This is a genomic window from Nocardioides baculatus (genome assembly GCF_016735675.1).
Classification (GTDB): domain Bacteria; phylum Actinomycetota; class Actinomycetes; order Propionibacteriales; family Nocardioidaceae; genus Nocardioides; species Nocardioides baculatus.
This window is the reverse complement of the sequence record NZ_JAERSG010000007.1, coordinates 24,326-49,914: the sequence shown is the minus strand read 5'-3', so window position 1 is coordinate 49,914 and position 25,589 is coordinate 24,326. Positions and strand designations below refer to the sequence as shown.

Sequence of the window (25,589 nt, the reverse complement as noted above, 5' to 3'; positions counted from 1 at the left end):
ATGGTGCTCATGTCAGAGGCCGGTGCCGATCTGCTCGGCCTGGCGCTGCATCTCGGCCACCGCGTCCTCGACCGAGGTGTCACCCTTCGTGGCCTTCTCGACCTCACCGTCGATCACGGTGGCGACCTCCTCCCACGTCGGCACGGCCGGCGGGGCGAGGGCGTTGTCGAGCTGCTCGCCGAAGACGGTCAGCTGCGGGTCCTCGGAGAGCTCACCGCTGTCCCAGGCCTCCGACACGGCTGGCAGGTCGCCCATCTCGTCGTAGAAGCCCTGCTGGGTGGCGGGGTCGGCGAGCCACTGGACGAACTTCCAGGCGCTCTCCTTGTTGTCGGAGTCGGAGAACACGGCGAGGTCGCCGCCGCCGACGAACGACGTACCGCCGGCGCTGTCGACGCCGGGCAGGACCGCGACGCCGTACTGGTCCTCGGTGACGCCCTGGTCCTCCACCAGGCCGGTGTGCCACGGGCCGGAGATGAACGAGCCGTAGGTGCCGTCGGCGAACCCGCTCTCGAGCTCACCGGCGTCGAGCAGCCGGGTCGGGGAGATGCCCTCGTCGAAGTAGGACTTGTAGTAGTCCAGCGCCTCGACCATCTCGGGGCTGTCGAGGGTGTACTCGGTGCCGTCGTCGTTGGTCACGCCGACGCCGTTGGACCAGGCGAAGGGGAGCATCGTCTGCCACGAGCCGGTGCCGCCGGCGGGCAGCTGGATGCCGTACTCGGCGCCGCCCTTGGTCTGGAGGTCCTGGGTGAACTGCTTGAGCTCGTCCCACGACGCAGGGGCCTCGTCCCAGCCGGCCTTCTGGGCCAGGTCCTTGCGGTAGTAGAGGACGCGCGTCTCGACGTACCACGGCACGCCGTAGGACGTGCCGCCCACCTCGGTGCTGCCCCAGGCGCCGTCGAAGAAGGCGGCCGGGTCGACGAGGTCCTCGGGAAGCGGCTCGAGGCCGCCGGACTCGGCGAACTCGCCCATCCAGGTCGTGCCGACGAGCGTCACGTCGGGGGTCTCGCCGGCGGCGATCGCGTTGGCGATCTTCTCGTGGGCGCTCTCCCACGGGACCGCGGTGACCTCGATCTTCGCGTCGGGGTTCTCCTCGGTGAAGGCCTCGGAGAAGTCGTCGAGGACCTCGCCCTCGGTGCCCATGGCCCAGACCTCGATGGTCCCGGTGGCCTTGCCGTCTCCGATGGCCTCACCCTGCTCGACGGGGGCGTCGCTGCCGGAGTCGCGGCCGCAGGCCACGAGCGCCAGCGAGGCGAGCCCGAGGATCGCGCCCGCACGTGCGGTGCGTCGGAAGCGTGTGGCGGTGGGGGTGGTCATGTCCTTACCTTTCGCGGGGGGAACTGCTGGATCGAACGATGAGCTCGGTGGGGAGGACCTCGATGCGCGGCTCGGCCCGGCGGCCGGCGATCAGGTCGTCGAGGAAGCGGGCGGCGGTGGCCCCGAGGTCGCGCAGGGGCTGGCGCACGGTGGTCAGCTCGGCATAGCGGGCGGCCATGACGTCGTCCCAGCCGGTGACGAGCACGTCGCGGGGCACGACGACGCCACGCTCGCGCAGGGCGGTCATCAGGCCGAGTGCCAGCTCGTCGTTGGCGCACGCGATGGCGTCGGGGAGGGCGGGCTGCTGGCAGAGGTGCTCCGCGGCGACCGCGCCACCCTGCTCGTCCATGGTCTCGACGCGCAGCTCGCTGACCTCCAGGCCGACCTCCCGCGCGCCGGCGAACAGTCCGGCACGACGCTCGGTGACGTCGGGCGAGCGGTCCGGGTTGCCGAGGAACACGACCGACCGGGCGCCCGAGTCGGCCAGGTGGGTGGCGAGGGCGAAGGCGGTGCGGTGGTTCTCGGCAGCGACCGAGTCCACACCGGCGACCGGCGGACGCGCCACGGTCACCAGCGGCACCCCGCGCTCCGCGAGCTCGAGGAGCGCCTCGTCCGACACCGTGTGCCCGAGGACCACGAGGCCGTCGCAGCGACCGGCGAGGCGGGTGATCATCTCGCGGGCGGCGGGCCGTCCGTGGGTGGCGAGGATGAGCACCGCGCGGCCGAGCTCGGACGCGACGTCCTCGTAGCCGACGACGACCTCGCCGTAGTAGGGACCCGAGAGGTCGGGGAAGACGATGCCGTTGGCGCCGTGGCGGCGCTCGGCGAGCTGGCGGCCCAGCTGGGAGGGCGTGTAGTCGAGCTCGTCGGCCGCGGCGCGCACCCGCCGGAGCGTCTCGACGCTGACGATCGAGGGCTCGCGCATTGCCCGGGAGACGGTCGCGATGGAAACGCCTGCGCTCCTCGCGACGTCACGGATGGTCGACGCCATGGTGCACCTCCTCGAGCCCGAGATGTGTGTGAAACCGGTTACTGAAACCGGTTACACCGTGCCGTCGGTCACACGGATGTGTCAACCCCCGCCGGGTCGCCCGGGCGTGTCGTGGGGCGTTGCATGAGTCCCCGCTCGTGCGGGGAGTCCGTCACTTGGAGGGCGTTGCAACGGCCTCCATGTGTCCGACTCGCCCTCCGAGTTCGGGCCGGGACGCCTCAGGCGGAGAGGCGGGCGACCGCGGCGGCGACGCGCTCGTCGGTGGCGGTGAACGCGACCCGGACGTGCTGCCGGCCGGCGGCGCCGTAGAAGTCGCCGGGTGCCACGAGGATGCCCTGCTGGGCGAGGTCGGCGACCGTGGTCCAGCAGTCCTCGTCCCGCGTCGCCCAGAGGTAGAGCGACGCCTCGGAGTGGTCGATCCGGAACCCGGCGGACTCGAGCGCGCGCTTGAGCTGCGTACGACGGGCGGCGTAGGTCGCGTGCTGGCGCTCGACGTGCTCGTCGTCCTCCAGGGCGGCGATCATCGCGCGCTGCTGGGGGCCGGGCATCTGCAGCCCGAGGTTCTTGCGGACGGCGAGGAGCTCGCCGACCAGGGCGGGGTCACCGGCGACGAAGGCGCAGCGGTAGCCGGCGAGGTTGGAGCGCTTGGACAATGAGTGCACGGCCAGGAGCCCGTCGTGCGAGCCGCCGCTGACCTGCGGGTCGAGGATCGAGAGCGGCCGCTCCCCCTCCCACGCGCACTCGATGTAGCACTCGTCGGAGACCAGGATCGTGCCGCGCTCGCGACACCACTCGACGACCTTGCGCAGGTGGTCGAGCGGCAGCACGCGGCCGCTCGGGTTGGCCGGGCTGTTGAGCCACAGCAGCCGCGGGGTGCGCGGGCCGAACGCGGTCAGCGAGTCGGTCGCCAGGCTCTCGGCGCCGGCGAGCGCCGCGCCGACCTCGTACGTCGGGTAGGCGAGCGCGGGGTAGCCGATGAGGTCACCCGGCCCGATGCCGAGGTGCAGCGCCATCGAGCCGATGAGCTCCTTGGAGCCGATGACCGGGAGGACGCCGTCGAGGCCGAGTCCCGTGACACCGTGTCGGCGCGCCAGCCAGTCGATCGCCGCCTGACGCGTGGTCTCGAGACCGATGGTCGTGGGGTAGCCCGGCGAGTCGGCCGCGTCGCGCAGCGCCTGCTGCACGACCTCGGGCGTCGGGTCGACGGGCGTGCCGACCGAGAGGTCGACGACGCCGTCGGGGTGCGACCGTGCCGTCGCGGCATGGTCGGTGAGCTTGTCCCAGGGGAAGTCCGGGAGCCGGCCGGAGACCGGCTGGGACATCACTCGTCGTGCTCCTGCGGGGGCAGCGCGGCGACGAGCTCGTGGTCCTTGTCGATGACGCCCATCTTGGCGGCGCCACCGGGCGAGCCGAGGTCGTCGAAGAAGTGGACGTTGGCGTCGTAGTAGCCCTTCCACTCCTCCGGGGTGTCGTCCTCGTAGAAGATCGCCTCGACGGGGCAGACCGGCTCACAGGCGCCGCAGTCCACGCACTCGTCGGGGTGGATGTAGAGCATCCGCTTGCCCTCGTAGATGCAGTCGACAGGGCACTCGTCGACGCACGCGCGGTCCTTGAGGTCGACGCACGGCTGGGCGATGACGTAGGTCACCAGGTCCTCCTGAGGAGCGGGGAGCACGGATGGGGATCGAACGCGGATCACTCTAGTATCCGGGAGGTGTCCGACACGGCAGAACCCCAGCCAGTGGGCCAGCACTCCCTCGGGCCGCACGTCGTCGGCCAGCGCATCGTCGTACGCCACCGGCTCCCGGACGGCTCGGCGACCGACGTCCTCGGCGTCTGTACGGCGTGGGGCGCCGACACCCTGACCGTCGACCGCGACGGGCACGGACCCGTCACCATCGCGCTCCGCGACGTGGTCACCGGCAAGCCGGTGCCGCCACGCGCGTCGGTCCGGGCGCGCGTCGACCCGCACGAGGTCGAGGAGCACATCAACGCGCTCTGGTCGACGATCTCGACCGAGCCGCTGGGCGACTGGCTGCTCCGCGCCTCTCCCCCGCACGGCGGCCGGCTGCGGCGGCGGGGCAACTCGGCCCTCGCGATGCGCGATCCGGGGATCGGCTGGGCGGACGCGGCCTTCGGCGTACGCCGCTTCTACGACGCGCTCGACCAGCCGCCGATCCTCCAGGTCCAGCGCGGGTCCGTGGTCGAGCAGAGGCTGCTCCCGCTCGGCTTCGCCTCCACCGGCGACGGCGACGGCGACGCCCACGCCCAGCTGGCCTCGGTCGCGCGGGCGCTGCGGTCGGTGCGCGCCGTGGCGCCCCGCGTGGAGGCAGCGCTCGAGGAGTCACCCCGGGACGCCTCCGTGTCACTCGCCGACGGCGCGGCGACCGGTCGCGGGGTGCTGTCCGGCGACTGGCTGCTCATCGAGTCCGTCGCGGTCGACGGGGCCCATCGTCGCCACGGTCTGGCGACGGCGGTCCTCGCGGAGCTCCTCGACTGGGGCGCCTCCCTCGGCGCCACGACGGCGCTCCTGCACGTCGAGGTCGTGAACACCGGGGCGATCGCGCTCTACGAGCGGCACGGCTTCACCACCCACCACACCAACCGCTACCTGTTCGCGTCCTGACCCGACCGGGCGAAGAGCCGCTGCGCGGCGGCGAGGGTACGCACCCACAGCAGGCGCTGGAGCACGACGACGGCCATCCCGGCGACCACCATCCCGCCGATGTTCACGCCGAGCTGGGCCGCGGAGCCGCGGATCTCCGACGGCGCCCAGACGCCGAGCGCGAGGGCGAAGTTGCCCACCGCGGGGATCGTCGTGACGGAGATGAAGACGCCGACCATGGCGTTGGCGCGCGCCGTCGTCATGGCGAGCACGCCGGCCGCACCGGCGATGAGGGCGACGATGAACGACCACCGGTCGGGGTGCCAGATGAAGCCGGTCTGGGGGCGCGGGCGGGTGACCATGTCGGCGGTGATGAGTCCGGTGAGGCCCGCGACGAGGCTGAGCAGGGCGACGACCACGACCGACACCACCACCCCGGAGACCAGCAACCGCAGGGCCTTGCCGCTGAGACCGAACCGGCCGAACACCAGACCCGTCGCGATCGCCGCGACCGTGCCGAACTCCGGACCGACGACCATCGCGCCGACCACCAGCACCGCCGAGTCGGTGATGACGGCGATCGACGCGAGCAGCGTGGCCAGCACGAAGAACAGGTAGTAGGACACCGTCGGCCGGCTGGCGGCGTAGCACTGCTCGATGACGGCGTCCCAGACGACCGCGTCGTCGGGGTCGCCCGGGGCCACCCGCTCCAGGCGTCGCGCTGCGGCGAAGGGCGTGCTCGTCGGAGTGGTGACGAGGATGCCGCCCGACTCGTGGAGGCCGAGCGCCTTGAGCCTGCCGATGATCTCCCCGGCGAGCTCGCGTGCGACGTCGCACTCGACGAGGTCTCCCGGGGGCGACAGGGAGGCGCCGGGGCTGAGGGTCAGGTTGGCGGAGCGGTTCTCGTGGGCGAGCAGGTCGACGACGTCGTCGCTCAGCTCGCTCGGCACGGTGAGCCGCAGGTGCAGCAGCATGCGTGGACCCTACGACGTGGAAATCGGTTGAGACGCGCGGCGGTGGCGGTCCACCATGGTGGCGACGACCGTGAGGCCTGACACCCCTCCTGCACGCCAGCAGCGACACGGCCGTCCGCGCGTCCGGCGTACACCGACGAGAGGCCGGCTCGAGCCGGCGAAGGTGTGGTGGCACCGCGACCTTGCCCCCGCCCACACCTCCAGGGCCCCATCCACCTGGAGGTATTGATGAGACCACCCGTCCCCTCAGAGCCCGGTCTCGAGACGGTCGCTGCGCGACCTCCTCGACCAACGGGGGCTCGCACGCTCTGCCGCCACCTGGCCACCGCCGATCCCGGCTCGACCGTCACGCTCGAGGGGTGGGTGCACCGCCGACGTGAGCTGTCGCGGGTCACCTTCCTCGTGCTGCGCGACCGCAGCGGCCTGGCGCAGGTGGTCCTGCCTGCCGGTACGCCGGTCCCGCCGGAGGAGACGACCGTGCGGGTCACCGGCACCGCGACCGCCAACGCCCAGGCGCCCGGCGGCGTCGAGGTGACCGACGCGGTCGTCGAGCTGCTGACCGAACCGGCCGCCACCCCGCCGGTCGAGCTGTGGCGCCCGTCGCTGGACGCGTCGCTGCCCACGCTGCTCGACCACGCACCCGTCCTCTGGCGGCACCCCGCCCAGCGGGCACGGTGGGAGCTGGCGACCGCGTCGCTGCGCGGCTTCCGCTCGACGCTGGACGGACTCGGCTTCACCGAGGTGGCCACGCCGAAGATCGTGGGGACGGCGACGGAGTCGGGCTCGTCGGTCTTCGAGGTCGACTGGTTCGGCCGACCGGCCTACCTCGCCCAGAGCCCGCAGTTCTACAAGCAGCAGCTCGTCGGCGTCTTCGAGCGGGTCTACGAGGTCGGACCGGTGTTCCGCGCCGAGCCGCACGACACCGTGCGCCACCTGGCCGAGTACCGCTCGCTCGACGTGGAGCTCGGCTTCATCGAGGACCACCGCGACGTCCTGGCCGTCCTGCGCGAGGTGCTGGCCGGCATGGTCGCGTCGATCGAGCCGTCGCTCGCGGACCGGTCAGCCGCCCGGCTGCCGGTCGTGCCCGACGAGATCCCGGTGATCCACTTCGCCGACGCCCTCGCGCTCGTGGGCGCGCCCGCCGACGAGCCTGACCTGGCGCCCGAGCACGAGCGGGCGCTCGGCGAGTGGGCGCTGGCCGAGCACGGCAGCGACTTCGTGGCCGTCGAGGGCTACCCGATGGCGAAGCGGCCGTTCTACACCCATCCCCAGCCAGGCGACGCCCGGTGGTCCAACAGCTTCGACCTGCTCTTCCGCGGGCTCGAGCTGGTGACGGGCGGCCAGCGGCTGCACCGCCCGTCGGACTACGAGCGGGCCATCCGGGCACGCGGCGAGGACCCGACGACGTACGCCGCCTACCTCCAGGCGTTCCGGCACGGCATGCCGCCGCACGGAGGTTTCGCGATCGGTCTGGAGCGCTGGGTCGCCCGGCTGGTCGGCGCGGCCAACGTCCGCGAGGTCACGCTCTTCCCGCGCGACCTGCACCGGCTGACGCCCTAGGTCCGGTCCGGCGTCGTCGACGGCTATTCGTCGACGGCGTCGGGGTTGGTGCAGATCACCGTGTCGCTGGGGGTGTACGTCGTGCTGAAGACCTCGTCGTCCCGGGTCTCGGTGTTGCCGTTGACGGGCGTGAAGTAGCGCACCACGTCGATGTCGAAGCCGCCGTAGCCCTCGTTGGCGTGGCACTTGAGGGTGTCGATCCGGCGCACCTTGGCCTCGGTGAGGTTGTGGCGCTCGCCGACGGTGGTGGTGATGTCCCAGTACTTCGTGGAGTACATGCTCACGGTCGCCACCCCCGAGGTGGACGGCGTCGACGGCGTGACGCTGGCCGAGATGAGGATGCCGTAGGGGGTGTCGTTCCTGAACTGGAGGTCCACGGATCCCCACGCCACCGTCGCCTCGCGACCGATCGGGTAGCGATCGATGTAGAAAGAGTGGGGCTTGTGCTCGACGTCCTCGAGACCGGCGAAGAACATGGCGTTGAACGTCGTCGTCGCGATCTGCGAGACGCCGCCGCCGAGGTCCTGCACGAGGATGCCGTCGTTGATGATGTAGCCCTTGGTGAAGCCGTTCGCCTCGGTGCGCTCGCCCACGATGCCGTTGAGCGAGAACGTCTCCCCCGGCTTGAGCACGGTCCCGTTGATCAGCTCGGCCGCCCGGCCGAGGTTGACGTTGCGGTACTCCGCGTAGGGGAAGTAGGTGGTGAAGGTCGACACCCGCTCGCGGATCTTGAGCGCGCGGGCGTCCTTGGTCGTGAACGCCGGCTCGGCGACCTTCGCGGTCAGCGCAAGCGTCCGCTCGCCCTGCGGCTTCGCGACCACCTCCAGGAAGCCGGCCTCGAGCTGCTGCTCGTCGAAGGTGACCCCCGGCTTGGCGGGCACGACCTGCGGCGTGCCGTTGACGAGGGTGACGGTCGCGTCGACCGGTGCGCCCTGGGTGACCTTGGACGCCACCACCTCGGACAGCTTCGCGGCATCGAGGGTGGGCACCAGCTCGCCGTCGGTCGGCACCAGGCTGAGGGCGGCGGTGTAGTCGGCCGGGAAGACCTTGACGGCGGATCCCTCGAAGCTCAGCGTCACCGGCGCTGCGACGGCGGGCGAGGCGAAGCCGTCGAGGGCCTCCTCGACGTCGCCGGCGTCGATCGCCGGGGCGACGTCGGCCATCTCGAGAGCGACGTCGCCGGGCTCGTCCGCGAGGAAGGCCGTACGGAGTGCGGCGAGGGTGTCGGCCGGGTCGAGGGCGGCGCCGGTGCGCGCCTTCTTCACGACCACGCGCTCGCCGTCGAACGAGACGGCCCCGTCGCGAGCCGTCGCGCCGTGCTGCTCGTCGAGGCCGGTGAGGTAGGTCTGGAAGGCGGTGTCGTCGACGATCACCTCCGCCTCGAAGGTGTCACCGCCCGTGAAGTAGTTCCAGAGCCGGACGGGGTCCCAGCTCTCCTCGCCGCCGGCCTCGGCGACGGACGCCTCGTAGTCGACCGCGAGGCCCGCCTCGGCCGGGACGATCGCGACCGGCGTGCCCTCGATCGTGGTGGCGATGTCGCGGTTGACCTTGTCGGCGAGGCCCGCCTCGAGACGCTGGGCGGCCTCGGCCTGGGGGTGCCCGCCGATGCGCACGCCGGAGACGGTCGTGTTGCGCGGCACCTTGTCGCCGGCGACGTAGTGGGCGGCGACGTAGAGCCCGCCGAAGAGCACCCCGAGGCCGAGCAGGAGCCACACGACGACCGAGGCGCCGGCCTTCTCGCGGGGCTGCTCGCTAGTGCTGCTGGGGTTCTTCGCCACGCACCGAGTCTAGGTAAGAGGTCCCCGAACTCTCCGATCCGCGGCGCGGCGTTGCGCCGCTGCGGACCGTCGCCAGCGCGCCCAGCAGCAGCACGAACGAGGCGGCCAGCCAGGACCACCCGGCCGCGTCGGAGGCGATCAGGAATCCTCCGGCCGGGCGCTCGACGGCGCCCCGCACGACCGCCAGGCACCAGCCGACGGCGAACGCGAGGCGCAGGCCACCGGGGGGCAGCCAGCTCAGTGCCGCGAGGCCCGCGACGACGGCGAGCGCGAGCCCCCACCACTCCTGGTGCAGCAGCGTGCCGGCGGCCCCCGAGAGCAGTCCGACCGCCCCCGCGAGCAGCGTCCTCACAGCCCGGCGAAAAGGTCCTCCTCGAACCCGTCGGCGTCGACGGGTCCGGCCGTGCCCTTGACCAGGCGGTAGTACTCGTCGGACCACCACGAGTGGCCGCTCTCGGCGCCGGAGAAGAAGTGCCCGTCCTGCTCGACCTGGGTGGCGTGCTGGCGCAGCGCGCCCATCTTGCGATCGACCGTGGCGCTGCCGTCGACGCGGGCGCTGATGAGCTCGTCGGGGGTCACGAACGGCGGCAGCTTGCCGTCGGGCTCCATGCCCTTGAAGGTCTCGGTGTCGCCGGACTCGCGGAGCTTGCGGAGGCTCTCGCGCATCCGCGACTCGCTCATCGCGGTCCAGTAGATCTTGGCGATGTCGTGCGCCTCGCCGAGGTCGCGCTTGTAGGACGGCACCGCCGCCAGCTGGGCGGCGTACATCGCGACGCGGTGGGCCTGGATGTGGTCGGGGTGCCCGTAGCCGCCGAACTGGTCGTAGGTGACCAGCACCTGCGGACGGACCTCGCGGATCACCTTCACCAGCTCATCGGCCGCCTCGTTGAGGTCCGCGGTCCAGAACGCGTTGTCCGGGATCGACTCGGCCGCGATCGCGTGGCCGTCCTCGTGCCAGGCCATGCCGGAGTCGTGGAAGCGGCCGAAGCCGCCGAGGAAGCGGTGGTCGGTGACGCCGAGGACCTTCATCGCCTCGTCGAGCTCGCCGCGGCGGTGCTCACCGAGACCGCCCTCCTTCTCGTAGGCGAGGTGGGCCAGGTCGGGCACCAGCACCTCGCCCATCTCACCCGCGGTGCAGGTGACGAGGGTGACGCCGACGCCCTCGTCGACGTAGCGCGCCATCGTGGCGCCGGTGCCGATGCACTCGTCGTCGGGGTGGGCGTGGACGAGCAGCATGCGGTGGTCGGTCATGAACCTCAGCCTAGGTCGGGGCGCTTGATCCGCTTCGGCGCCATCGGGAGGTGCAACGGCGGGAGGGGTGGCCCCTGTTCCCGCGGCTCGTCACCCTCGTCGAGCCACCCGTCGTGGGAGTCGACCAGCACCTCGAGCATGAAGGCCGGGGCGTCGGTGACGACCGCCCACGGGTGGTCCTCGTCGTCGTCCTCCCCCGCCAGCCGCTCCCGCTCGGCCCGGGCCTCGAACCCGTCGGCGCGCAACCGGCGTACGACGGCTTCCGCGTCGTCCTCGTCGAAGAAGATCGCCCTCACGGGGGTGATTGTGCCCCGTGACGCGATGGCTAGGGTCGACGGCGTGAGCACCGCGTCGGAGTCGCCGTACGTGCAGGGGGTCCACCTGCAGCGCACGGACGAGAACGTGCGGGAGATCGCCGCCCTCGCGGAGGTGCTGGGCGAGCCGACGGGGCTGGACGGGGTGCTCGACGACCTGAAGTACGACGTCCGCCGCTCGCGGGCGCCGCGGCTGCTGGGGCGGGCGGTGCGGGAGGCCTACCGCTGGGACGACTACGACGAGCGGGACGAGCAGTGGTACCCGCAGGGCATCTCGACCAGCGCCGACTCCTCCGACACCGAGGACATCGGCGGGCGCAAGGTCGTCGTGACGACCTGGTACTCCACCGGCAAGGACGGGACGAAGCGCGGGTCGCGGGTGACCTTCGTCGACCTCGACTCGGGGAAGTACCGGCACGTCCTGCTGGTCTCGCCCGTCTTCGACAAGGCCGGCCGCCTCGTCCTCAAGCCGATGAGCATCCACGCCGGCGGCATCGTGTGGGCCGGCCCCTACCTCCACATCGCGGCCACCAACCGCGGCTTCGTGACCGCGCGGGTCGACGACATCATGCGGGTGAGTGGCGACGACGACCACCCGGACCGGTTCGGCGTCGACGGCTCGACGGTCTACTCCTACGGACACCGCTACGTCCTGCCGGTGCGCTTCACCTACCAGGCGTTCACCGACGAGGGTCACGAGAAGCTGCGCTACTCCTTCATGTCGCTCGACCGGCGCTCGGACCCGCCCGCGCTGATCGCCGGTGAGTACGCCCTCGGCGCCAGCGCCACGACCCGGCTCGCCCGCTATCCCCTGGACCGGCAGACGTGGCAGCTCGCGGTCGGCGACGACGGTTTCTCCCGGCCGCTGACCCTCGACGAGGGCGGCGTACGCCAGATGCAGGGCGCGGTCATCGCGTCGGGGCGCTTCCACGTCACGGTCTCGCACGGGCCCTGGATGCCCGGGACCGTCTGTGCGGGCGAGCCGGGCTCGATGAAGATCCACCGCTGGGCGCTGCCGATGGGTCCGGAGGACCTCAGCTACTGGCCCTCGACCGACCGGATCTGGTCGGTGACCGAGCACCCGCGTCGTCGCTGGATCGTCGCCATGGACCGCGCGTTCTTCGACTGACTGGCCCGTGAGTCTCTCGGAGACTCAACCGTCATGGCGCGGCCTCGTCCTGCCCGCCCTGGCCCGTGAGTCTCCTGGAGACTCACGGTCGAGCGACCTCCCGACAGTCGGCCGCTGGACGTTGAGTCTCTCCGAGACTCAAGGTCCATCGAAGGCCACGACACGCCCGGGATGCACGTTGAGTCCCTGGGCGACTCACAGGCCATAGGTGCAGGTCAGGGGCGCGGCTGCATCGCCAGCTGACGGCTCTGGGCGACCAGGCGGCCGGCCGAGTCCCAGACCTCGCAGTCCTCCTCGAACATCCCGCCGGCGACGTTGCGGGCGCGGTGCGACACCTTGAGCCAGCCGGCCGCCGGTACGGCCCGCACGTGCACCGTCAGCTCGAGGGTCGGCGCCCAGCCCGGGCGACCGAGGTCGAAGGTCACCGGCGGCAGCGCGTCGCACACCATCAGCAGGCCGACCGGGTCGACCTCGTGGCCGTCGGCCATCCGGAACCACGCCTGGATGTGGCCGTTGCCGCTCGGCGCGCCCATCGCCCACCCGACGCACGCCGGGTCGAACCGGAGGTCGAAGCGCTCCATCAGCGGCGCGACCCGGCGCACCTCCTCGGGCGCCATCGTCCCGGGCACGCACTCCTCGAGGGGCGGGAGGGTCGGCTCGACGGCGGTCGTGGCCACGTCGGACGGCATCGCGCCCAGGTCGCCGTACGTCGCCAGGGCGGTGATGCGGGTGGTGCCCTCCTGGCCGAGCTCGGCCGCCACGGTGGCGACGCTGCCGCCCTCGCGCAGCACCCGCGTCGAGACCTGCGCCGGACCGGGCGTGGACGCGGACAGGTAGTAGGCGCTGACCGACAGCGGGTGCGGCTTGGCGGGCACGGTCTCCGCGACCGCCCGGCCGAGGATGCCGAGCAGGTAGCCGCCGTTGATGCCGCCACCGACCATCCAGCCGGGGTCGAGCTCGGCGCCGAACAGGTCGTCGTCCGTCGAGGTCAGGGAGGTGTGGGTGTCCCACTCGGAGGCCATGGCCCGAGCCTAGGACCGCGTGGGCTCAGGGGGTCCGGAGCCAGCTGGTGACCTCCGGCACACCGCCGACCCAGCCCAGCTCGGCGGCGTACATCGCCCGCACCCCGCGCTGCCGCGGCTTGTGGTCCCACTTGCCGCGACCCACGCACGGCAGGTCGGTGCCACGGCAGGTCCAGCCGTGGACGAAGATCAGCGTCCGGCCGCCGCTGCCCTCGACGAGGTCGGCGCCGCCCGGTCCGCAGAGGGGTGTCGTGACGCTGTCGAGCAGGGTCGTCGGCACGGCGGTCGACCAGTCGAGCAGGGACGCGGAGATCCGCCACGTCGTCGCGTAGCCGCAGCGGGTCCAGTCGCCCTCCGACGCGAGCATCACGTAGCCCTCGGGCCGCTGCACCACGACGGGGTTCTCGATCACGCCGGCCGATCGGACGAGTTCGAGGCTGGTCGCGCCCGGCGCGACCGACTGGCCGGTCCGCGCCAGCGGGACGATCCGGATGGTCGACGGGATCCGGTCGGTCTTGTAGAGCAGGTACGGCGCGCCGTCGGCGTCGCGGAAGAAGGACGGGTCGATCACGCCGGCGCGCGGGAGGGTGGGGTCGCGCGGCAGGAGGGGGTCCTGCGCCGTCGGCACGCGGGTGTACGACGGGCACACCAGCGGTCGGCGACCGACCGGGCGGAACGGTCCGCGCGCCGAGTCGGACCGGGCGACGCCGATGCAGCGACCCGTCGGCCCCAGGCTCGGCACGGGCGTGGCGTAGTAGAGCAGCCACGTGCCCTGCACGCGCTCGACGTCGACGGCCCAGATCCCGCCGTCGCGCGACCACGACGGCTGGTGGGTGAGGAGTGCGGCGCCACGGCGCCACGGGCCGTCGGCACTGCGCGACCAGGCGTGCGGCACCCGGTCGCCGGTCGAGTAGGCCACCAGGCCACTCCCGGTGGCGACCACGGCCGGGTCGGGGAAGTCGACGTCGAGGACCGGGCGCGGGACGGAGTCGTCGGCGAGCGCCGGGGACGCGATGCCGAGGAGACTCGCGGTCAGCAGCAGCACGAGCAGGCGTACTGCTCCCCGGGTCGGCACCGGCGGACCGTATCGCGCCCGGAGGTCGCCCGGGACCGGATCAGGGACGCAGCGTGGCGGGAAGCCGCTCGTAGCCCCGCAGGATCCGGGTCTCCCGGCGGCGGGCACCCGGGTCGAGGCGCAGGTCGGGGTAGCGGTCCCAGATCGCCCGGAGGCCCACCTCGCCCTCCATCCGCGCCAGCTGCGCGCCGAGGCAGTGGTGCCGGCCGGCGGAGAAGGCGATGTGCTCGCGGGCGTTGGCGCGACCGACGTCGAAGCGGAGCGGATCCTCGAAGACCTCGGGATCGCGGTTGGCAGCACCGAGGATCGCGGTCACCATCGACCCGGCGCGCACGGGCTGGCCGGCGACCTCGGTGTCGCGCAGCGCCATCCGGCCGGTGAGCAGCACGGGCGGATCGAGCCGCAGCGCCTCCTCGACCACGTTGGCCCAGAGCGACGGGTCGGCGACGACGCGCGCCCGCTCGGACGGGTGGTCGTGGAGCAGCGCGATGCCGTTGCCGAGCAGGTTCACCGTCGTCTCGAAGCCGGCCGCCAGCACCAGCCCGGCGGTGGCCTTGAGCTCGGTCTCCGACAGGCCCTGCCCGTCCTCGCGGGCGGCGACGAGCTGGCTGAGCAGGTTGTCGCCCGGCTCGCGGCGCAGGTGCTCGAGGTGGTCGCCGAGCCAGTGGTCGAACCGCGCGAGTGCCCGGGAGACCGAGCGGTAGCGGGCGAGGCCCAGCCCGAGGTCGAGGCTCGGCGCGGCCGCCGAGCCGAAGTCGAGCACCGTGTCGCGCTCGGCGTCGGGAACCCCGAGGATCTCCGCGATCACCGTCACCGGGAGCTGCGCGCAGTAGGCCTCGACCAGGTCGACCGAGCTCGTCGCGCGCGGCTCGAGGTCGTCGAGCAGCTGGGCAGCGATCTCCTCGGTGCGCACGCGCAGCCTCTCCACGGCGCGCATCGTGAAGACCCGGGTCACCAGCTTGCGGTAGCGGGTGTGGTCGGGCGGCTCGGTCACCAGCAGCGACGGCGGCTCGACCGGGTGGAGCGTCGACGGCGCGGCCCAGCGGGCGATCCGGCCGAGCGTGCCCTCGGCGTTGGGCAGGCCGGTGCGGAAGTCGTCGCTGGTCAGGAGGTGGCGTACGGCGGAGTGGCTGGTGGCGACGTGCCCGATGCTGGAGCGGTAGAGCGGCCCACGTGAGCGGATGTCCTCGATCAGGTCGAACACGGCGTCCTCGGAGCCCATCGACCCGACCCGGATCAGCTGTGCCTGAAGGTCCCCGCGCGCCGCAGCTCGCCGCAGGTACAGCGTGGGCAGTCCGTGGGCCACGCCCCAGTGGACGGTCGACTTCATGCTCCGAACCTACTCACACCTAGGGTCTGCACCATGTCCGATCGAAGGTGGCTCGTGATCGACCTCGTGCTCGTCGGCGTCTTCGCAGTGATCGGTCGGCTCAGCCACTACGGCACCCTCACCGCCGGCGGCTGGTGGACCACCGCGTGGCCCTTCCTGGCCGGGACGCTGCTCGCCTGGGTCGCCCTGGTCGCCGTACGACGTCCGCCCGGCGCAGTCGCCTCGGGCGTGGTCGTCTGGCTCGGCGCGCTCGTCGGCGGGATGCTGCTGCGGCAGGCCAGCGGCCAGGGCACGGCCACCGCGTTCGTCGTCGTCGCCACCCTCGTCCTCGGCGCCCTGCTCGTGCTGCCTAGAGTCGGTGCACGTGTCCGACGCCGATGACCACCCGCGCGGTGCCGCGCTCCCGTTCGTCGTCCTCGTCGCCGCCGTCGTCCTCGTCTCGATCAACCTCCGGCCGGGCGCCTCGTCACCGGGCCCGGTCCTCGAGGAGGTCCGCGACGGACTCGGGATGAGCGCCGGCGTCGCCGGTGCCATGACCGGCCTGCCGGGCCTGTGCTTCGGCGTGGTCGGGGCGCTCGCGGTGGGCTTCGCGCGCAGGGTCGGGATGACGGCCGGCATCGCCATCGGCCTCGCCGCCGGCGCGGCCGGCCTGCTGCTGCGCGTCGCGACGGACAGCGTGCCGCTCTTCCTGGTCCTGACCGTGGTCGCCCTGTCCGGCATGGCGGTCGGCAACGTGCTGGTGCCCGCGTGGGTCAAGGCGCACGGTCACGCGGTCGTGCTGATGACCGTCTACGGCACCGGTCTCGTCGTCGGCGCCACGATGTCGGTCATCGTCACGGCCCCCGTGACCGAGGCGACGGACTCGTGGCAGGCCGGACTCGCCGTGTGGGGCATGCTGCTCGCGGTCGCGGTCCCGCTCTGGGCGTGGCTCGCGCTGCGCGAGCGCCGCTCGCCCGCCGAGCACAGCGTCAGCGGCGACGCGCCGTCGGGCCGGGTGGTGCACTCCCCCACGGCCGTCGCGCTCACCGTGCTCTTCGGGGTCCAGTCGATGCACGCCTACGTGCAGTTCGGCTGGGTGCCCACGATCTACCGCGACGCCGGGCTCTCGGCGTCACACGCCGGCGCGCTCCAGGGTCTGCTCTCCGCCGTCGGCATCGCGGGCGCGCTCGCGATGCCGAGCGTGATCGCGCGCGGGCGCGGCCTGCGCCCGCTGATGGTGGCCTTCGGGCTCACGCTCGCGGTCGGCTACACCGGCCTGATGATCGCCCCCGCGACGGTCCCGTGGCTGTGGGCGTTCTCCCTCGGCTTCTCGGGCCTGGCCTTCCCGACCGCGATCGCCCTCATCACCGCCCGCACGCGCCACCCGTCGGTGACCGCCCAGCTGTCGGGCTTCGTGCAGCCGATCGGCTACGCACTGGCCGCCATCGGGCCGTTCGCCGTGGGACTGGTCCACGAGGCCACGGATGGCTGGACGCTCGTCCTGGTCCTCCTCGCGCTCACCTCGGTGCCGCTCACCCTCGCCGGGCTCCGCGTCGCGCGGCCGGCCTACGTCGACGACGAGATCTGACCCGCAGGGTCAGGTCAGTCGTTGCGGCCGCGGCCGCCGAGGCGGTGGTGGATCGTCACCGGCGCCTCGCCGAGGTGGCCGGTGCCCGTGCCCGGCCGGCCGCGGCGGCCGCCCATGCCCGGTCGGGTGAGGTCCTCCCAGTCGCGACGACGCTGCCGCTCGCTCAGGACGAGCACGACCACGACGACTGCGACGACCACCCCGATGAGGACCATGCCTGCGACCGTACGCCCGAAGTCGCCGTCAGGCCACGGTCTCCGCCCGGCCGTCAGCCCAGACCACAACACCGGTGCGCAGCCGTGACCGCAACCACGCGGGGCCGTCCTTCCCGAGGGCGAGGGCGGTGGTGGCGTCGATGTCGACGCTGGTCAGGTCGGCGCCGATCACGGTGACCGAGGCCAGCGCGTCGGCCGCGGCACCGGTCCGCGCGTCGACGACGTGGGCCCCGCGGTGCGCCGACCCCGACGTCGCGACCGCGCCGCGGTGCAGCGGCACCCGGGCGACCAGGCGGGTCGGGGCGAGCGGGTCCTCGATGCCGATCACCCACGCCTCGCCGTGCGGGTCGGCGACGTGGCACACCATGTCACCGCCGGCCGAGAGGCACACGTCGGTGTCGGCGAGCGCGAGCAGCGGACGTACGGCGCGGTCCACAGCCCAGCCCTTCACGACCCCGCTGGGATCGAGGCGGCGTACGCCGTCCGCACCGGTGCGGACGACGTCGAACGCCCCCTCCGAGGCGACGCGCGCGTGGTCGCCGAGCCGGAGCACCTCGGCCACCGTCGGGTGGCAGTCGTCGACGGCGATCTCGCCACGGCCGAGCCGTGAGACCTGGCTGTCGGGCCGCCACGTGCTGAAGACCTCGTCGACCCACCGCAGCTCGGCCAGCGCGGCCTGCCAGGCCGCGTCCGCGTCGGGGCCGGTGGCGTGCCGGCCCCGCAGCGCGAGACTGATCGGCATGCCCATCACCTGTTCGACCCGGCGGGCGACCGGCTCCGCCACGGTGGTCACAGCCCCGCCTGGTCGAGCGCGCTCTGCAGGGACTGCGAGTAGCCGGTGCTGGTGTAGGTCGCGCCGCTGATCATCGACACCGACCCGTCCTGCTGGTCGAGCGTCTGCTGGATCAGCTGGGGCAGGGCGTACTGGTTGATCTGGATGTCGCGGCCGTCGCTGTTCGGGTACTGCAGGACCGACACGTTGGTGATCGTCGAACCGCTCACCTCCAGCTGCACCTGGACCGGCCCGTAGCGGGTCTGGGCGGCTGCACCGGTGACCGTGGTGGTGGACCCAGAGGAGCCCGAGGAGCTCGACGAGGACCCCGAGGAGCTCGAGGAACTCGCCGAGCCGGTGTCGCTCGGCGGCGCGGACCCGCTGGAGGTCGTGCCGGCCCCGGAGGCCTGGACCGACCCGGTGATCGCGGTCTCGCTGCCGGTGGCCGTGGCCATCGTCGACGAGGTCGACGTGTGGTAGCCGAAGAGGACGACGAGGGTGGACAGGGTGCTCAGCACCCAGAGGACGATGCGCTTCACGGTGTCACCAGCCGAACGTCTCGAAGTGGATGTGCTGCTCGGGCACCCCGGCGGCCCGCAGGTCGCGGAGGACGAGGTCGGCCCACGGTCCGGGGCCGCAGAGGTAGACGTCGCGCTCGGCGACGTCGGGCACCCACGACCTGAGCGCGGCCAGGTCGGTCGGGGCGTCGACGGTGTCGCCGAGCCAGGAGTCGGCCGCGCGGCGGCGACCCGGCAGGCCCCACACGACGAGGCCGCGCTGGTCGGCCAGCTCGTGGAGCTCGTCGACGAACAGGGACGTGCCGGAGGTGCGGTAGAGCAGGAGCGCCTCGCCCGGCGCGTACTCCAGGTGCTCGGCGAGCGCCCGCAGCGGGGTGATGCCGACGCCGGCACCGATCATCAGCACCTTCGACCGGCTGCGCGCCCGCGGGCTGAGCCGGCCGTAGGGTCCCTCGACCCACGCGCGGGCGCCGACCTCGAGCCCGGCGACGGCGGCGCTGCCGTCACCGACGTCCTGCACGGTGATCCGCAGCGAGCGGCCGTCGGGAGCGGCGGAGAGCGAGTACGGGTTGGCGCGGGTGCGGCCGGGTCGACCACCGAAGCGCCAGCTGAAGAACTGGCCGCCCTCGACCGGGAGCCGGTGCAGGTGGCGCCCGGTCACGTGGACCGAGACGGTGCCGTCGCCCTCCGGCACGACCGCGGCGACGCGGAGGTCGTGGCGCAGGTTGCGCCACAGCGGCAGGCCGACGCGCCACACGAGCACGCTGGCCATCGACACGCCCCAGGCGGCCCACCAGAAGACCTGGCGCCCCGTCGAGGAGGTGAAGTCGGTGCCGGTCCAGAGCTGGTGCGGGATGGCGAGGCCGACGCCGAGGTAGGCGTAGAGGTGCATCAGGTGCCACGACTCGTAGCGCAGCCGACGCCGCGCAGCGCGGATGCTGGTGACGACCACCATGACGAGGCAGGCCGTCGCCGCGACGGCCAGCAGCATGCCCGGGTAGTTCACGGCGAGGTCCCACAGCGTGCCGGGCGACGCGAGCAGCGACCCGGCCGCGTAGCCCCATGTGATGAGGACGATGTGCGCGACCATCAGGTTGAAGGACGTGAAGCCGACCAGCCGGTGGATCCGGGTGAGCTCGTCCTGGCCGAACGCCCGCTCCAGCACGGGGATCCGCGCCATCAGCACGACCTGGGCGAGGAGCAGCACAGCCGAGGCGAGGCCGGTGATGCGACCGACCGACTCGAGGCCGGTGGCCCACCCTCCGAGCTGCGTGATCCCGCCACCGGTGACCCACCACCACGTGACGAGGAGCAGCGAGAGCCACAGGGTGCTGCCGGCGGCGAGCCGGACGCCCGCGTCGCGGCGGGCACGGGCGCCGAGGCGTACGACGTCCGGCGCGGACGTCTGGAGGAGGGTCATGTCACCACCGTGGTGCAGCGGGCTGGCACGACCGTGTCGACCACCTGTGTCCTTCCTGTGAAAGCCCCGCCGGGGTCTCTGTCAGGATCTGCCCGTGAACCAGTGGGTGGTGGTCGTCGGCGGGACCAACATGGACGTCGTGGCGCGCACCTCCGCCCCGCTCGTCGCCGCAACCAGCAACCCCGGCCACACCCGGATCTCCCCCGGTGGCGTCGGCCGCAACATCGCCGCCTGCCTCGGCCTTCTCGGCGCTCCCGTCCGGCTGGTGTCAGCCGTCGGCGACGACGCGTTCGGCGACGTCGCCATGCGGGTGACCGCCGCGTGCGGTGCGGACGTCGGGGCCGTACGCCGGGTGCCGGGCGCCGCGACCGGCACCTACACCGCCGTCCTCGACGACGCCGGCGAGCTCGTCGCGGCGGTCTCCGACATGGCCGTCGTCGACGACCTCGTGCTCGAGACCGTGCACCTCGCCGACGCCGCCCTCGTCGTCGTGGACGGCAACCTCGCCCACGAGCAGGCAGCTCTCGTCGTCGCAGCCGCCGCTTCCGCCGACGTCCCGGTGGCCTTCGAGCCGGTGTCGGTCGCCAAGGCCGCGCGGCTCGCCGACCTCGTGCACGACCTGTTCCTCGTCACGCCCAACACCGACGAGCTGGCGGCCGTCACCGGCCGGGCGACCGGCGCGTGGCGCGAGTCCGCCGCGGACCTGCACGCCCGCGGCGTCGAGCACGTCTGGGTCCGCCACGGCGCGGGCGGCTCGTGGATGTGCAGCCGCGGCGCCGAGCCCGTCCACCTCCCCGCAGAGCCCGCCACCGTCGTCGACGTCACCGGCGCGGGCGACGCGATGCTCGCCGCGTGGGTCGCGGCCTGGCTGGGCGGCGCCGACCCGGTCGAGGCGGCGCGCGCCGGTCACCGCGCGGCCGCCGCCACCGTCGAGAGCCCCCACACCGTCCGGCCAGACCTGGCCGAAGAGATCACGAAGAGGTCCTGATGTCCATGCTGACCATCACCGACGAGGTCCGCGACGCCCTCGCGGACGGCCGGCCCGTCGTGGCACTGGAGAGCACCATCATCAGCCACGGCATGCCCTACCCGCAGAACGTCGAGATGGCCCGCACCGTCGAGGACATCGTCCGCGAGGGCGGCGCCGTGCCGGCGACGATCGCGGTGCTCCACGGCAGGCCGACGATCGGCCTCTCCCCCGACGACCTCGAGCTGCTCGCCTCCGACGAGTCGGTCATCAAGGTCTCGATCCGCGACCTGCCTTACGTCGTCTCGCGCGGCCTGCACGGCGCGACGACCGTCGCCTCGACGATGCGGCTGGCGGCCCTCACCGGCATCGGCGTCTTCGTGACCGGCGGGCTCGGCGGCGTGCACCGCGGTGCCGAGACGACGTACGACGTCTCGGCGGACCTCACCGAGCTCTCCACGACGTCGGTGGCCGTGGTCTGCGCCGGGGTGAAGAGCATCCTCGACATCGGCCTGACCCTCGAGAAGCTCGAGACGCTGGGCGTCCCGGTGCTGGGCTACGGGACCGACGAGTTCCCGTCGTTCTTCTCCCGCTCGTCGGGCTTCGGCGCGCCGATGCGGGTCGACGCGCCGGTCGAGGTGGCCGCGCTGATGCGCTCGAAGTGGGAGCTCGGGCTCGCCGGCGGCGTCGTCGTCGCGAACCCCATCCCGGCCGAGGCCGAGATCCCCGCCGACGAGATCGGCGCGATCATCGACCGCGCCCTCGGCGACATGGACGCCCTCGGCATCCGCGGCAAGGACGCGACGCCCTACCTCCTCGGGCGCATCGTCGAGATCACCGACGGCGCGTCCCTGAAGGCCAACATTGCGCTCGTCGAGCACAACGCGCGCCTCGGTGCCGCGATCGCGCGGGAGTACGCCGTTCGCTAGACGCATCTCCCGCGGCAGACACGCCGACACAAGATGTGGTCCCACACTTCCCGATCCGCCCTACATATGGTGTTCCACGCAGCTGGTTCGGCACGCCACCCAGGCGTGTCGAGGCAAGAGGGAACCCGGTGTGAGTCCGGGACTGCCCCGCAGCGGTGAGTGGGAACGACAGCCGTCACACAGCACTGGATCGATGATCTGGGAAGCGACGGCCAGTAGGGGTCGAGAGCGATTTCGGCGTGCCCATGAGTCCGAAGACCTGCCAGCGCACCGCACCCGACCGGGTGCGGTGGTCCGAGGCCTCGTGGGACGGCTGACGGCGATCACGACGCGCGCGCCGCGTCGTACCTCCGTCCTCTTCTGCGCGACCTCCGGACCTTCCAGGACCGACCTCGCGAGGAGAGAGTCATGACGGTCACCGAAGCACCCGGACGGACGTCCATGCAGGTGCGCAAGCGCAACGGCGACACCGAGCCCGTCGACGTGAACAAGATCGTGCGGGCAGTCGACCGGGTCAGTGCCGACCTGGCCGACGTGGACCCGATGCGGGTCGCCACCCGCACGATCAGTGGGCTGTACGACGGCGCCACCACCGCCGAGCTCGACCGGCTGTCGATCCAGACGGCCGCGGAGATGATCGGCGAGGAGCCGCAGTACTCCCGGCTCGCCGCCCGCCTCCTGTCGGGCTACATCGACAAGGAGGTCCGCAACCAGGGCGTGATGTCGTTCAGCCAGTCCGTCGCCCTCGGCCACGCGGAGGGCCTGATCGGCGACGAGACCGCGCGCTTCGTCAAGGACAACGCCCGCAAGCTCGACTTCGCGATCGACGACGACGCGGACCGGCGGTTCGAGTACTTCGGCCTCCGCACGGTGTACGACCGCTACCTGCTGCGGCACCCGTCGAGCCGGCTGGTCGTCGAGACGCCGCAGTACTTCCTGCTGCGGGTCGCGTCCGGCCTGGCGCAGTCGCCCGGCGAGGCGATCCGGTTCTACCGGCTGATGTCGTCGCTCGCCTACCTGCCGTCGTCGCCGACGCTGTTCAACTCCGGCACCCGGCACACCCAGATGTCGTCGTGCTACCTGGTCGACTCCCCCGTCGACGACCTCGACTCGATCTACTCGCGCTACGCGCAGGTCGCGAAGCTCTCGAAGTTCGCCGGCGGGATCGGCATCGCCTTCTCGCGCGTCCGCTCGCGCGGTGCGCTGATCCGCGGCACCAACGGGCAGTCCAACGGCATCGTGCCGTTCCTCCGCACGCTCGACTCGTCGGTGTCGGCGGTCAACCAGGGTGGTCGTCGCAAGGGCGCCGCGTGCGTCTACCTCGAGCCGTGGCACCCCGACGTCGAGGAGTTCCTCGAGCTGCGCGACAACACCGGCGAGGACGCCCGGCGCACCCACAACCTCAACCTCGCCCACTGGGTGCCCGACGAGTTCATGCGACGCGTCGAGGCCGACGCCGACTGGTCGCTGATCGACCCCGACCAGGCCCCCGAGCTGCCCGACCTGTGGGGCACGGCGTTCGACGAGGCCTACCGCCGAGCCGAGGAGGAGGGCCGCTACGTCCGGAAGGTGAAGGCCCGCGAGCTCTACGGCCGGATGATGCGCACGCTCGCGCAGACCGGCAACGGCTGGATGACCTTCAAGGACGCCTCCAACCGCACCTGCAACCAGACCCGCGACACCCCGGGTGGTCCGGTCGTGCACCTGTCCAACCTCTGCACCGAGATCATCGAGGTGTCGTCCGACGACGAGACCGCGGTCTGCAACCTCGGCTCGATCAACCTCGCGCAGCACCTGACGACCGCCGGGTCGTCGGTCGGAATCGACTGGGACAAGCTGCGCGAGACCGTACGCACGGCCGTGCCGCTGCTCGACCGGGTGATCGACATCAACTACTACCCGAGCGACGAGGCGGCCGCGTCCAACCCGCGCTGGCGACCGGTCGGGCTCGGGCTGATGGGGCTCCAGGACGCGTTCTTCGCGATGCGCCTGCCCTTCGACTCCGGCGAGGCGCGCGAGCTGTCGACGCGTGTGCAGGAGGAGATCTACCTGACCGCCCTCGAGGTGTCGGTCGACCTGGCGCGGCGCCACGGACCGCACCCGGCGTACGCCGAGACGCGGGCCGCCGCCGGCGTGCTCCAGCCGGACCACTGGGGCGCCAACCCGGCCCAGACCGAGCGGTGGGAGGCGCTGCGCGCCGCCGTCGCGGAGCACGGGCTGCGCAACTCGCTGCTCATCGCGATCGCGCCGACGGCGACCATCGCGTCGATCGCGGGCTGCTACGAGTGCATCGAGCCGCAAGTGTCCAACCTGTTCAAGCGCGAGACCCTCTCGGGCGAGTTCCTCCAGGTCAACGCCGCCCTCACCCGCGAGCTCAAGGAGCGCGGGCTCTGGACGCCGGAGGTCCGCGAGGCGATCAAGCGGGCCGAGGGCTCGGTGCAGGGCGTCACCCAGCTGCCTGACGACGTCCGCGAGCTCTACCGGACGGCGTGGGAGCTGCCGCAGCGCGCGCTCATCGACATGGCCGCCGCGCGGTCGGCGTACATCGACCAAAGCCAGTCGCTCAACCTCTTCATCGCCGGTCCGTCGATCGGAAAGCTCTCGTCGATGTACCTCCACGCGTGGAAGGCCGGTCTCAAGACGACCTACTACCTGCGCTCGCGCCCGGCGACGCGGATCCAGCAGACGACGACATCGGTCGGCGCGCCGGTCGCCGCCGACACCCCTCCCCTGCCCACTCTCCCCACGACCATCTCGGACGACGAGGCGCTCGCCTGCTCGCTCGAGAACCCCGAGAACTGCGAGGCCTGCCAGTGACCATCACCCACGACACCGACCCCCAGCAGCAGAAGATGCTGCTCGACCCGGGGATGAACCTCACGCTGCGGCCGATGCGCTACCCGCACTTCTACGACCGCTACCGCGACGCGATCAAGAACACCTGGACCGTCGAGGAGGTCGACCTGCACTCCGACCTCAAGGACCTCCAGCGGCTCAGCGAGGCCGAGCGCCACCTGGTCTCGCGGCTCGTCGCCTTCTTCGCCACCGGCGACACGATCGTGGCCAACAACCTGGTGCTCAACCTCTACCAGCACATCAACTCGCCCGAGGGACGCCTCTACCTCTCCCGGCAGCTGTTCGAGGAGGCGGTGCACGTGCAGTTCTACCTGACCCTCCTCGACACCTACGTCACCGACGAGGACGAGCGGCACGAGGCGTTCGCGGCGGTCGACAACATCCCGTCGATCAAGGCCAAGGCGGACTTCTGCTTCCGGTGGATCGACTCGGTCTTCGACCTCGACGCACTCGAGACCCGGGAGCACCGACGCAAGTTCCTGCTCAACCTGATCTGCTTCGCCGCGGTCATCGAGGGGCTGTTCTTCTACGGCGCGTTCGCCTACGTCTACTTCCTGCGCTCGCGCGGACTGCTCAACGGCCTGGCCTCCGGCACCAACTGGGTCTTCCGCGACGAGTCGATGCACATGGCCTTCGCCTTCGACGTGGTCGACACCGTGCGGGAGGAGGAGCCTGAGCTCTTCGACGACGAGATGGCCGCGCAGGTGCGACAGATGCTGGTCGACGGCGTCGACGCGGAGGCGCAGTTCGCCGAGGACCTCCTCGGCGGCGGCGTCGCCGGCCTCTCGACGGCCGACATGCGCTCCTACCTGGAGTACGTCGCCGACCGTCGCATGGAGCGCCTCGACCTCCCGCCGATCTACGGGTCGAAGAACCCGCTGGCGTTCATGGAGCTCCAGGACGTGCAGGAGCTGTCGAACTTCTTCGAGCGCAAGGTGTCGGCCTACCAGGTCGGCGTGACGGGCGCGGTCGGGTTCGACGAGGACTTCTGAGCCAGCACGG

The 25,589-nt window shown here is 72.2% G+C and carries 26 protein-coding genes and 1 riboswitch; of the genes, 10 read left to right on the top strand and 16 right to left on the bottom strand.

Annotation, left to right across the window (positions count from 1 at the left end):
- Window positions 1-12: 12 nt before the first annotated feature.
- From JI751_RS19095 to fdxA, 4 genes are all read right to left on the bottom strand, one after another.
- Window positions 13-1,314: a sugar ABC transporter substrate-binding protein gene (locus tag JI751_RS19095; RefSeq protein WP_201940214.1), complete on the bottom strand. Its 1,302-nt coding sequence runs from the start codon at window positions 1,312-1,314 to the stop codon at window positions 13-15.
- 4 nt (window positions 1,315-1,318) lie between these two features.
- The gene (locus tag JI751_RS19090) at window positions 1,319-2,305 is read right to left on the bottom strand and encodes a LacI family DNA-binding transcriptional regulator (RefSeq protein ID WP_201940212.1); all 987 of its coding nucleotides are present in this window, start codon (window positions 2,303-2,305) and stop codon (window positions 1,319-1,321) included.
- 218 nt (window positions 2,306-2,523) lie between these two features.
- Entirely contained in the window at window positions 2,524-3,627 is a 1,104-nt protein-coding gene (dapC, locus tag JI751_RS19085; RefSeq protein WP_201940210.1) for a succinyldiaminopimelate transaminase, read from the bottom strand.
- On the bottom strand, window positions 3,627-3,953 hold the full coding sequence (gene fdxA, locus JI751_RS19080) for a ferredoxin (RefSeq protein WP_056604759.1): 327 nt from the start codon (window positions 3,951-3,953) through the stop codon (window positions 3,627-3,629). Before fdxA ends, dapC begins: the two co-directional genes overlap by 1 nt.
- A 66-nt stretch (window positions 3,954-4,019) precedes the next feature.
- Between fdxA and JI751_RS22030 the strand changes: the two genes are divergently transcribed.
- Complete coding sequence (locus JI751_RS22030) at window positions 4,020-4,931, top strand: GNAT family N-acetyltransferase (protein WP_201940208.1); 912 nt, start codon at window positions 4,020-4,022, stop codon at window positions 4,929-4,931.
- Here the strand turns inward: JI751_RS22030 and JI751_RS19070 are convergent.
- Window positions 4,913-5,884: a DUF389 domain-containing protein gene (locus JI751_RS19070; RefSeq protein WP_201940206.1), complete on the bottom strand. Its 972-nt coding sequence runs from the start codon at window positions 5,882-5,884 to the stop codon at window positions 4,913-4,915. The genes JI751_RS22030 and JI751_RS19070 overlap by 19 nt on opposite strands.
- A 318-nt stretch (window positions 5,885-6,202) precedes the next feature.
- Here JI751_RS19070 and aspS point away from each other — a divergent pair, with 318 nt between their 5' ends.
- Window positions 6,203-7,444 (top strand): aspartate--tRNA(Asn) ligase, encoded by a 1,242-nt coding sequence (gene aspS, locus JI751_RS19065; RefSeq protein WP_236666593.1) that lies wholly within the window; start codon window positions 6,203-6,205, stop codon window positions 7,442-7,444.
- 23 nt (window positions 7,445-7,467) lie between these two features.
- Here aspS and JI751_RS19060 read toward each other — a convergent pair whose 3' ends face one another.
- Genes JI751_RS19060 through JI751_RS19045 form a run of 4 tightly spaced genes read right to left on the bottom strand, consistent with a single transcriptional unit; the run spans window position 7,468 to window position 10,769 of the window.
- Entirely contained in the window at window positions 7,468-9,222 is a 1,755-nt protein-coding gene (locus JI751_RS19060; protein ID WP_201940202.1) for a VanW family protein, read from the bottom strand.
- Window positions 9,197-9,574: a hypothetical protein gene (locus JI751_RS19055; protein ID WP_201940193.1), complete on the bottom strand. Its 378-nt coding sequence runs from the start codon at window positions 9,572-9,574 to the stop codon at window positions 9,197-9,199. The genes JI751_RS19060 and JI751_RS19055 overlap by 26 nt, the downstream gene beginning before the upstream one ends.
- On the bottom strand, window positions 9,571-10,473 hold the full coding sequence (mshB, locus tag JI751_RS19050) for an N-acetyl-1-D-myo-inositol-2-amino-2-deoxy-alpha-D-glucopyranoside deacetylase (RefSeq protein ID WP_201940191.1): 903 nt from the start codon (window positions 10,471-10,473) through the stop codon (window positions 9,571-9,573). The genes JI751_RS19055 and mshB overlap by 4 nt, the downstream gene beginning before the upstream one ends.
- Before the next feature lie 5 nt (window positions 10,474-10,478).
- Window positions 10,479-10,769 (bottom strand): hypothetical protein, encoded by a 291-nt coding sequence (locus JI751_RS19045; protein WP_201940186.1) that lies wholly within the window; start codon window positions 10,767-10,769, stop codon window positions 10,479-10,481.
- Between the two features lie 43 nt (window positions 10,770-10,812).
- On the opposite strand from JI751_RS19045, the gene JI751_RS19040 reads away from it, so the two are divergent.
- The gene (locus tag JI751_RS19040) at window positions 10,813-11,916 is read left to right on the top strand and encodes a hypothetical protein (RefSeq protein ID WP_201940185.1); all 1,104 of its coding nucleotides are present in this window, start codon (window positions 10,813-10,815) and stop codon (window positions 11,914-11,916) included.
- Between the two features lie 215 nt (window positions 11,917-12,131).
- Here JI751_RS19040 and JI751_RS19035 read toward each other — a convergent pair whose 3' ends face one another.
- The 3 genes from JI751_RS19035 to JI751_RS19025 are packed head-to-tail and all read right to left on the bottom strand — an operon-like array spanning window position 12,132 to window position 15,343.
- Window positions 12,132-12,938, bottom strand: coding sequence for a thioesterase family protein (locus JI751_RS19035; RefSeq protein ID WP_201940184.1), 807 nt, complete (start codon window positions 12,936-12,938; stop codon window positions 12,132-12,134).
- Window positions 12,939-12,963: 25 nt separating this feature from the next.
- Window positions 12,964-14,013, bottom strand: coding sequence for a family 43 glycosylhydrolase (locus JI751_RS19030; RefSeq protein ID WP_201940183.1), 1,050 nt, complete (start codon window positions 14,011-14,013; stop codon window positions 12,964-12,966).
- A 40-nt stretch (window positions 14,014-14,053) separates the two neighbouring features.
- A complete protein-coding gene (locus JI751_RS19025) occupies window positions 14,054-15,343 on the bottom strand; it encodes a cytochrome P450 (RefSeq protein ID WP_201940182.1) in 1,290 nt (429 codons plus the stop codon).
- A gap of 33 nt (window positions 15,344-15,376) precedes the next feature.
- On the opposite strand from JI751_RS19025, the gene JI751_RS19020 reads away from it, so the two are divergent.
- On the top strand, window positions 15,377-15,724 hold the full coding sequence (locus JI751_RS19020; protein WP_201940181.1) for a DUF3054 domain-containing protein: 348 nt from the start codon (window positions 15,377-15,379) through the stop codon (window positions 15,722-15,724).
- Window positions 15,708-16,910: an MFS transporter gene (locus JI751_RS19015; protein WP_201940179.1), complete on the top strand. Its 1,203-nt coding sequence runs from the start codon at window positions 15,708-15,710 to the stop codon at window positions 16,908-16,910. The genes JI751_RS19020 and JI751_RS19015 overlap by 17 nt, the downstream gene beginning before the upstream one ends.
- Window positions 16,911-16,924: 14 nt before the next feature.
- On the opposite strand, the gene JI751_RS19010 is transcribed toward JI751_RS19015, so the two are convergent.
- From JI751_RS19010 to JI751_RS22025, 3 genes are read right to left on the bottom strand one after another with little or no spacing between them, the layout of a single operon-like run.
- The gene (locus tag JI751_RS19010; protein ID WP_201940177.1) at window positions 16,925-17,125 is read right to left on the bottom strand and encodes a hypothetical protein; all 201 of its coding nucleotides are present in this window, start codon (window positions 17,123-17,125) and stop codon (window positions 16,925-16,927) included.
- 28 nt (window positions 17,126-17,153) lie between these two features.
- Window positions 17,154-17,918, bottom strand: a complete 765-nt coding sequence (locus tag JI751_RS19005) for an FAD:protein FMN transferase (protein WP_307814380.1) — start codon at window positions 17,916-17,918, stop codon at window positions 17,154-17,156.
- A complete protein-coding gene (locus JI751_RS22025; protein ID WP_307814404.1) occupies window positions 17,915-18,139 on the bottom strand; it encodes an FMN-binding protein in 225 nt (74 codons plus the stop codon). Before JI751_RS22025 ends, JI751_RS19005 begins: the two co-directional genes overlap by 4 nt.
- Window positions 18,140-18,176: 37 nt before the next feature.
- Between JI751_RS22025 and JI751_RS22020 the strand changes: the two genes are divergently transcribed.
- Window positions 18,177-18,377, top strand: a complete 201-nt coding sequence (locus JI751_RS22020; RefSeq protein WP_236666573.1) for a hypothetical protein — start codon at window positions 18,177-18,179, stop codon at window positions 18,375-18,377.
- A 63-nt stretch (window positions 18,378-18,440) separates the two neighbouring features.
- On the opposite strand, the gene JI751_RS18995 is transcribed toward JI751_RS22020, so the two are convergent.
- Entirely contained in the window at window positions 18,441-19,835 is a 1,395-nt protein-coding gene (locus JI751_RS18995) for a ferredoxin reductase family protein (RefSeq protein WP_201940175.1), read from the bottom strand.
- 94 nt (window positions 19,836-19,929) lie between these two features.
- On the opposite strand from JI751_RS18995, the gene JI751_RS18990 reads away from it, so the two are divergent.
- The 4 genes from JI751_RS18990 to JI751_RS18975 all read left to right on the top strand — a co-directional run bounded on the left by JI751_RS18990 (window position 19,930) and on the right by JI751_RS18975 (window position 25,579).
- Window positions 19,930-20,823: a carbohydrate kinase family protein gene (locus JI751_RS18990; RefSeq protein ID WP_201940173.1), complete on the top strand. Its 894-nt coding sequence runs from the start codon at window positions 19,930-19,932 to the stop codon at window positions 20,821-20,823.
- Window positions 20,823-21,731 carry a pseudouridine-5'-phosphate glycosidase gene (locus tag JI751_RS18985; RefSeq protein WP_201940171.1) on the top strand — a complete coding sequence of 303 codons (909 nt, stop codon included), beginning with the start codon at window positions 20,823-20,825 and terminating at the stop codon, window positions 21,729-21,731. The genes JI751_RS18990 and JI751_RS18985 overlap by 1 nt, the downstream gene beginning before the upstream one ends.
- A gap of 66 nt (window positions 21,732-21,797) precedes the next feature.
- A riboswitch (cobalamin riboswitch) is annotated at window positions 21,798-22,012 on the top strand.
- 127 nt (window positions 22,013-22,139) lie between these two features.
- Window positions 22,140-24,548, top strand: a complete 2,409-nt coding sequence (locus tag JI751_RS18980; protein WP_201940170.1) for a ribonucleoside-diphosphate reductase subunit alpha — start codon at window positions 22,140-22,142, stop codon at window positions 24,546-24,548.
- Window positions 24,545-25,579: a ribonucleotide-diphosphate reductase subunit beta gene (locus tag JI751_RS18975; RefSeq protein WP_307814379.1), complete on the top strand. Its 1,035-nt coding sequence runs from the start codon at window positions 24,545-24,547 to the stop codon at window positions 25,577-25,579. Before JI751_RS18980 ends, JI751_RS18975 begins: the two co-directional genes overlap by 4 nt.
- Window positions 25,580-25,589 lie beyond the last annotated feature (10 nt).